Source organism: Xenorhabdus sp. KK7.4 (assembly GCF_963876465.1).
Lineage (GTDB): Bacteria > Pseudomonadota > Gammaproteobacteria > Enterobacterales > Enterobacteriaceae > Xenorhabdus > Xenorhabdus stockiae.
In genome coordinates, this window is record NZ_CAWNQF010000114.1 from 1 (window position 1) to 6756 (window position 6756).

Sequence of the window (6756 nt, forward strand, 5' to 3'; positions counted from 1 at the left end):
CACTCATACTCCCACCCTCCGACAAACAAAATTACTCAACTCCACTTTCTCCACACCGATATCGGCGTTCATATTCCTGCGCCTCGGTGAGACCATTTTCTCGCATTCTTTCTTGGTGAGTTTCTTATCTGAGTTCCGTATCCACGTAGTAGGTAATCCACCGGCTCGGGTGATGGTGGCTGTGATTTGGTATTTCATTCTGCCTCCAGTAGTTCATCAGGGATGTCAACTTCGTCGCCTAATTTTGCAGAAACTACAGCGCGACAGATGGCGATTTGTGGTGTTTGACCTCCTTCCACTTTCCAAATGGAAACGTCATCCACTGTTACCGCTTTACAAGATGCTACCCAAGGGGAATCAATGCACATACGGGTTAAGCTATCTAGATATTCATCAATCAACAGCCCGCACATATTCCAACTAATTGAATATGCAGGTATTACGTCTGACATTTCAATTAAAAAATTAACATCCTCTCTAACAACCATACTCACAGCCCAATCCAACCCCTTACCTGTCAGCTCACTTGTTTTGATTTTCATTCGTTAATAACCCTTTTTATGTTTTCTGTTGCTCTCACATAACCACTCATGAAAGCTTAAGTCAGTTTTCTTAAGCATTTCTTTCAGGTAATAAACCTGCCTTAATGATTCATAGGAGTCGGTAGGTGTGTATTTTTTCTCTATTTGAACAACTGGCTCTGGTATTTTTTCTCCTGCCTGAATCCGCTTAACCATGGTTTTTAATTCTCGGCTACAGAGTTTTCTCACCTCTGAGTCCGTTAGGTTCTGTCGTAACATTTCGGCATGAATATTTGTCACCATCCAGTAACAGGCGTTAGATTGCCACTCGACATCACACCAACCCCGATACTTACAATAATTACGGAACATCTCGTAAAGATCGTCTTCGGTTGGCAATCCAACGGTCAATGCTTCCCCCTGCTTGCACCACTGCACGAATTGACCCGGCGAAGGCCAAAACGGGGATTCACTCGCACGAGCCTGACGCATTCCCGCAGACAGTTGTTCTTTGGTGCGAATACCATTTTCAGCGAATGCGGCAATCCACTGCTGTTTAGCCAATGCCTCGTCTGACTCGTTCCGTAGATTGGTCTGCATTGCAGCAGGAAATACCTGTTTCAGTTGCCTGAATAACGCATTGACCAATCGTTCGGCGCTCTCGTTCACTACCGGTTGATTACTCGGCTGACGGTCTTCTGACAAGCGAGATAATGCCGCACCATCACGGTTAGCAATGGCGTTAACCAGCTTACGATTCATAGAAATTCCTCCCATGCCTCAGCAGTGTTCCAGTTGTTAACTGACTCTGGGTTAGGGTTGGCAATTTGCTTGCGGTTGGGTTGGGTGCTCTGCGCTTCGAGCGTGTCCCATTTTTCCCGTAGTTTGGTTGGTGACAGAATGTTGCAGTACCAGAATGAATCCTGATTTGCCCACTTGAACAGGTGGCAGATCTCCGCATGGGTTCGGTTATCAGATTGTCTCATCAGCCGAATATCATTGGCCCATGATGCCCAATTGGGTGTTTTGGTATTCGGCCTGACAACCAATACTTTCTGATAAATCCACTCAGCGGCAGTCAGGTCTTCGGTAGTTCCCCACTTATCACCTTTGGGTGAACTGACAGCAGCATCAGGATTAACCTTGCCAGACGATTTAGATTTTCTCGGACGATCATTAGATACGTTAGTATCTAATATATATTCTTGTTCATGATGTGCGGGGTTATGTGCGCCTCCATGTGCGGGGTGCTGCTCTGAGGCCGCGTTATTACTGGGTTCGTCATGTGCGGCTGTATGTGCGGCCTTATGTGCGGGTAAATTGTCTATTTTTTCGACATAATCACTGTGATTTGTGATAGTGATCACTCTGCCTTTTCGCTTCTCCCCATCAATTGAAATCATTCCCTCTTTCACAAAAAATGCCAGCATCCGTTCTACTGCATCACGACTGGTTGGCTTCCCGTTGCGGTCACACAGAGATAGCCCCAGATCAGCCGCTGTTACGACTAATTGACCGGGTTGTAAGTGCCACACTTTCCCTTTGAAATTAGCGGTATAAGGTTGTCTGGCTGCATCCATAAGCAAATTTTCCCACAGCGTTCTGAGAAAAACGTCTTTAGCCCACGGTTTATTTCTGATGCTCCGGTACAACGGGATGAAACCAGATTTCTGATTCTCCATCCTGTTGCTCCTGCTTTTTCTAGCCGCATTAAAATCAAAAACCTCCGCTGTACTCATACGGCCTCCCTACCATTAAATCGGATTTTCATGTATACTTACCTCGTTGTTGGTGGCTTTAGAGTGGGCTTGCATACCTCTTCTTCATCGAGATACCAACACTCCAAACTGTATAAAGAAGCCCTGGTTGTTACAGCAACTGGGGTTTTTCTTTTTGTCACTGGTGCCGAACCATCATTCGATTTATTCTTTGTTTTCCACAACTAAGAACCAAAGGAGGTTCGACATGTCAGATCAACAAAAAGCTGTTGCTTTTTTCTGTTATAAAAATGAATCGCAATACAATGAGTTCTTAAATATCCTCACTGATGTAGAAAAATTACCCGCGACTTTCGAGCAATGGAAACAATCCAATGAAAAAGGCATTCATGAGATGGAAAGCCGTGGCGTGATCGCCATTCGTGTATATGCAGAGAGCACTGTCAGCTTCATCGATTTCTGTCGGCATCACGGCAAGGGTATCAATGCCGAAGGTCGTATACATTTCGCTAATGTTAAAGCGTCTGAGTATCTCCGTAGCCGTTGATATCGTTATCGGGGAAATATCGATGTATTCCCCGTTATAGCTGATTGATATTTTGTTCATTACTTTTCCCATCGGTAAAATTCCTAAAGTGAAATGACAGTTAGACTTTGTTTAGAAAATAAAAAGAGAGATCAACTATCCTGAGATAGTTAACTGTTAAACGACTGAAGCTGGTTGATGAGTGAGCCTTTACGGAATAAAAATCCCGATTGCCTGAGAGTAGCCCTACCTCCCGGCGCTATTTCGATTTGCTAGGGTTCACCAGTAGCTTGTCGTGAGGGCAGATTGTTAAAGAACAGGTATTACTATTTATTTTTCACTAAGTCAGTTAGAGGAATGCCGAGTTTCTCGTGGATCTGCGCATATCTTGCAGGTGGGATATAACCCTTTTTAATCCACTGCCTAATAGCTTGATCCCTTACATTCAATATCCGGGCTAACGCTGGAACCCCTCCAGCTTTTTTAATCGTTACTTCCAATGCACTCATGTGAATTTTCCTTCTTCGGTAATAGTTATAAAACAAAATACAAGAAATACTTTAAAAAGTAAAGTTTCACTTGCTATGAAAATAAAAGCCTCGCTTGTATATTTGAGACATGAAAACTATGCATGAAAGAATTAAGCAAGCCCGACTTGCAAAAAAACTAACTCAAGCTGAATTAGCTGAAAGGCTTGGTATCAGTCCACAGTCTGTACAGCAATGGGAATCAAGAACAGAACCCAAAAAATCAAGGTTAGTAGCATTGGCATCTGTCCTTGATGTTGATGTGAATTGGCTTTTGTTTGGTGAAGCTCACAAAAAAGATACAGGTCAAGTTCCGCCCGAAAGTGAGTGGTCAAGCATTGCACCATGGGATAGCGAAACCCCATTAGATGGCGATGAAGTAGAAGTCCCGTTCTTAAAAGATATTGAGTTAGCCTGCGGCGATGGAAGGTGTATTGGCGTGGATCATAATGGGTTTAAGTTGAGATTCGCTAAAGCAACATTAAGAAGAATTGGTGCGCCCAGTGATGGCTCGACAATTATTTGCTTTCCGGCAAAAGGTGACAGTATGGAGCCGGTTATCCCAGACGGAACCGCAATAGGAATTGATACCTCTAATAAGAGAGTTATTGATGGTAAAGTGTATGCAATTGAACAAGATGGCCTGAAAAGACTTAAGTGTCTTTATAGACGACCGAGCGGAAAGATACTTATAAGAAGTTATAACCGCGATGAGTACGAAGATGAGATTGCCGATGAAAGCCAAGTGAACATTATTGGTAAAATGTTCTGGTATTCCGTTTTAGATTGCTAATATTTAAACTTACTGAGATTAGCCACCAATACGGTGGCTTTCTAATTCCCTCAGAATATCCCTCCTATAAACGCCAACCTGCTCACATTTACAACAAATCATAAAAAATAATCTCTTTTTAAAACAAGTAAATATAAAGTTTATTGGCATTTATCTCACCTTAAAAAACAAGTAATACTTGTTTTTATAAAGTTAAACTTGTATATTTAAGTCATCCAAGGCAAGGAGCCAAACGTAAAAGGAAGTTCGCTCTTTAATAATCTAACTCCCACGACAGGCAACTGACGAGCCCTAGCAAACTGAAATCGCGTCGGGTAGTTACTCAGAGTATCGGGTAATCATTCAGGCAATCGGGCGAAGCAACAGCCCGTAAAGGCGTACTCGTTATGAAGCTCAGTCGTGTATTAGTTCAAAGTGCAGTTGGCTTTGAGGTGTGGTGTTCATCGCCATAGCATCAAAGCCAATTAACGGGAGAATATTCATGAAAGACAGACTTGAGTTAGCTCTTGATAATATTTTCAACGATATCCAGAAGCAGCGAAAAGAAGACTTCTGGAACAACCGTCAACCCAAACAACGCATGACCAAACAGGAACGCGACACTGTTAACGCATTAACCAGCTTTATTACGACAGTTAACGGCGCTCCATCTAATAAACCAGTTTCAACCAAAACCAAATCCCGCCGTCGATTGGAGTCGGGCGGGGTTAGTGCGAGGGTTTAGTGTGGAAATAATGAAATCAAAGCATGTCGTCATTATGTACAGAACGGCAAACCAAGTTTCGCGAGTATCAAATGAATTAGCTGGTTCCTATATGTATTTCGCAAGAGCTCAGAATGCTATGGATACCGGGTTATTTTGCCAAAAGCTTATTTTAGATTATTGGGATGGTGATGAGAAATTCGATTTTCTCGAAAAGAGATTTGAAATTAAAAGCAGGTGTGACCTTACGCAGGATGAAATAGGGATTGCTTGTTGACTAACTCCAGCTCATTTCCGAGTGGGCTGTGGTGAGTTACTCTGATATATTCATGGATTCGACAATGGATTCATGAGGGAATATGTGTGGATGAAGTGGTAAGAACAATAGTTTTGCTTTTTGAAACTTATTTTTATCTATTTAGTTTCGCTTGGTGGATTACTATTCCTATAGGGATAATCTTCATACTTTTGGCTTTTTTATTTAAAACAAAATTTAGCAAAATAACATTTTCAATATTGGCTATATTCTTTGCATTTCCATCAATATTTGTATTTTTGTTGATGATGCTATTTAAATTTATTTATTAAATAACCAAACACCAGCCTCGCCAATACGAGGCTTTTTATTACCTGAATATAGGAAAATGATAATGTCATTAGAACATAAAATATGGTGTTCACCACTAACAGGAAAGATTTTTCAAGGGAAAATTAATACTAAAACAAATATTGCAAATAAGGATAAAAGGGAGATTACTGATGAAGCAATAAAGGCGGTGGCTGAGCATCTTTACTATGAACGAAAAGTATTACAATTTGCATTAAAAAGTGGTGATATTCTGTCAATTAAAGCTACTGCAGCTAAACAAGGAGTACCAGATAATATTGTAGAGAATGCCGCTTATGATTTACTTTATATAGCAGAGAGGTTAGTGGCACAATTTAGCGCAGAAGGCAACGATCTATTTGAAGACTTACTTGCTCAAGCTAAAAGAGCTATTACCAAAGCGAAAGGAGAATAACAATGATGTATATAAATATACCAAATGGTTATTGCATATCAGATGGTGAATTAAATGATATAAAGAAAGAACTTGAAAGAGACTATTACCCACAACTTAAAGTTGGACATAAAATTATTCTTCTTAATGGTGATAAAGGATTGGTAGAAGAAATATTTAATAATGGAACTTATGATTGCAGAATGGAAATAACAGAAAAATTACATATGTTACCTCCTCATGGTATGTATGTAACACAAACTGGATATAAAGGTTATTCTTTAGATTGGGATAATACTATCAAAATAAATAATTTAGGAGATAATAACAATGCCTAAACACATTCACGCTGATTTAATATCTGAGTACGCTATTTCCTTAACCTCTAAATAATCCAACCCAAAAATAACGCATCGTTTCCATTAACGAGGGCTTTTTATGCATAAAAACTCATTCGATTGGTGCATGGTCATACCCAAAAAACCACAAGCAGTCAGAAACCGACGCGCATGGAAGCGCCGAATTGCCTTATTCCTTATTTCAATTGTTGTGCTTATTCCAGCTTAACGGAGGTCATTGTGAAAGTATTAGCACCAGTGGTTACTGCCCGACAGTACTGTGCCGGGATAAATGAAGTTTCGTTCCCTGATGGAATTAATCGTATTGATGGGAAGTTCGAAGAAGCGCTTGACGCCCTCCAGTGGTCGATGAATGAGGCGGTTCAGTATTTCGAAGAAAGAGACCTCATGGATAGCTTTATGGAAGAGCTGGAAAAATTACGGAGGAAAGTGGCATGAGATGCGACTCTAATGAAACCTATTGGAATGATCGCCGTAATGAAGCCGACGATATTATTACGGCGGCAGCTTGTCAGGAAATGACCGAAGAAGAACTCGACGAAGAGGTCGAGAAAATTGTCTTGAGTTTTATCGATAATTCATTGCCTGAAGGGGCTGGCAAAGTACTT

12 protein-coding genes are annotated in these 6756 nt (G+C 41.0%); 7 read left to right on the forward strand and 5 right to left on the reverse strand.

Translation table 11 applies throughout. The features are described 5' to 3' along the window. Positions 1-3: 3 nt before the first annotated feature. The 4 genes from AACS90_RS19445 to AACS90_RS19460 are packed head-to-tail and all read right to left on the reverse strand — an operon-like array spanning position 4 to position 2203. Positions 4-198 carry a DUF1187 family protein gene (locus tag AACS90_RS19445; RefSeq protein ID WP_099123547.1) on the reverse strand — a complete coding sequence of 65 codons (195 nt, stop codon included), beginning with the start codon at positions 196-198 and terminating at the stop codon, positions 4-6. Then, entirely contained in the window at positions 195-542 is a 348-nt protein-coding gene (locus tag AACS90_RS19450) for a DUF2591 domain-containing protein (protein WP_099123548.1), read from the reverse strand. Before AACS90_RS19450 ends, AACS90_RS19445 begins: the two co-directional genes overlap by 4 nt. A 3-nt stretch (positions 543-545) precedes the next feature. Then, positions 546-1283: a replication protein P gene (locus tag AACS90_RS19455; RefSeq protein ID WP_099123549.1), complete on the reverse strand. Its 738-nt coding sequence runs from the start codon at positions 1281-1283 to the stop codon at positions 546-548. After that, complete coding sequence (locus AACS90_RS19460) at positions 1280-2203, reverse strand: replication protein (protein ID WP_099123550.1); 924 nt, start codon at positions 2201-2203, stop codon at positions 1280-1282. Before AACS90_RS19460 ends, AACS90_RS19455 begins: the two co-directional genes overlap by 4 nt. Positions 2204-2486: 283 nt before the next feature. Between AACS90_RS19460 and AACS90_RS19465 the strand changes: the two genes are divergently transcribed. Then, complete coding sequence (locus AACS90_RS19465) at positions 2487-2786, forward strand: hypothetical protein (RefSeq protein ID WP_099123551.1); 300 nt, start codon at positions 2487-2489, stop codon at positions 2784-2786. Positions 2787-3091: 305 nt separating this feature from the next. Here AACS90_RS19465 and AACS90_RS19470 read toward each other — a convergent pair whose 3' ends face one another. After that, positions 3092-3274, reverse strand: a complete 183-nt coding sequence (locus AACS90_RS19470) for a YdaS family helix-turn-helix protein (protein ID WP_099123552.1) — start codon at positions 3272-3274, stop codon at positions 3092-3094. A 109-nt stretch (positions 3275-3383) separates the two neighbouring features. Here AACS90_RS19470 and AACS90_RS19475 point away from each other — a divergent pair, with 109 nt between their 5' ends. From AACS90_RS19475 to AACS90_RS19500, 6 genes are all read left to right on the forward strand, one after another. Continuing rightward, positions 3384-4085, forward strand: a complete 702-nt coding sequence (locus AACS90_RS19475) for an XRE family transcriptional regulator (protein WP_099123553.1) — start codon at positions 3384-3386, stop codon at positions 4083-4085. A gap of 481 nt (positions 4086-4566) precedes the next feature. After that, positions 4567-4809, forward strand: coding sequence for a hypothetical protein (locus AACS90_RS19480; RefSeq protein ID WP_099123554.1), 243 nt, complete (start codon positions 4567-4569; stop codon positions 4807-4809). 1 nt (position 4810) lies between these two features. Continuing rightward, entirely contained in the window at positions 4811-5065 is a 255-nt protein-coding gene (locus tag AACS90_RS19485; protein WP_099123555.1) for a hypothetical protein, read from the forward strand. 373 nt (positions 5066-5438) lie between these two features. Continuing rightward, positions 5439-5810 carry a DUF7446 family protein gene (locus AACS90_RS19490; protein WP_099123557.1) on the forward strand — a complete coding sequence of 124 codons (372 nt, stop codon included), beginning with the start codon at positions 5439-5441 and terminating at the stop codon, positions 5808-5810. A gap of 2 nt (positions 5811-5812) precedes the next feature. Beyond that, complete coding sequence (locus AACS90_RS19495; protein WP_099123558.1) at positions 5813-6127, forward strand: hypothetical protein; 315 nt, start codon at positions 5813-5815, stop codon at positions 6125-6127. A gap of 240 nt (positions 6128-6367) precedes the next feature. Further along, on the forward strand, positions 6368-6586 hold the full coding sequence (locus tag AACS90_RS19500) for a hypothetical protein (RefSeq protein ID WP_099123559.1): 219 nt from the start codon (positions 6368-6370) through the stop codon (positions 6584-6586). The last annotated feature ends 170 nt before the right edge of the window (positions 6587-6756 follow it).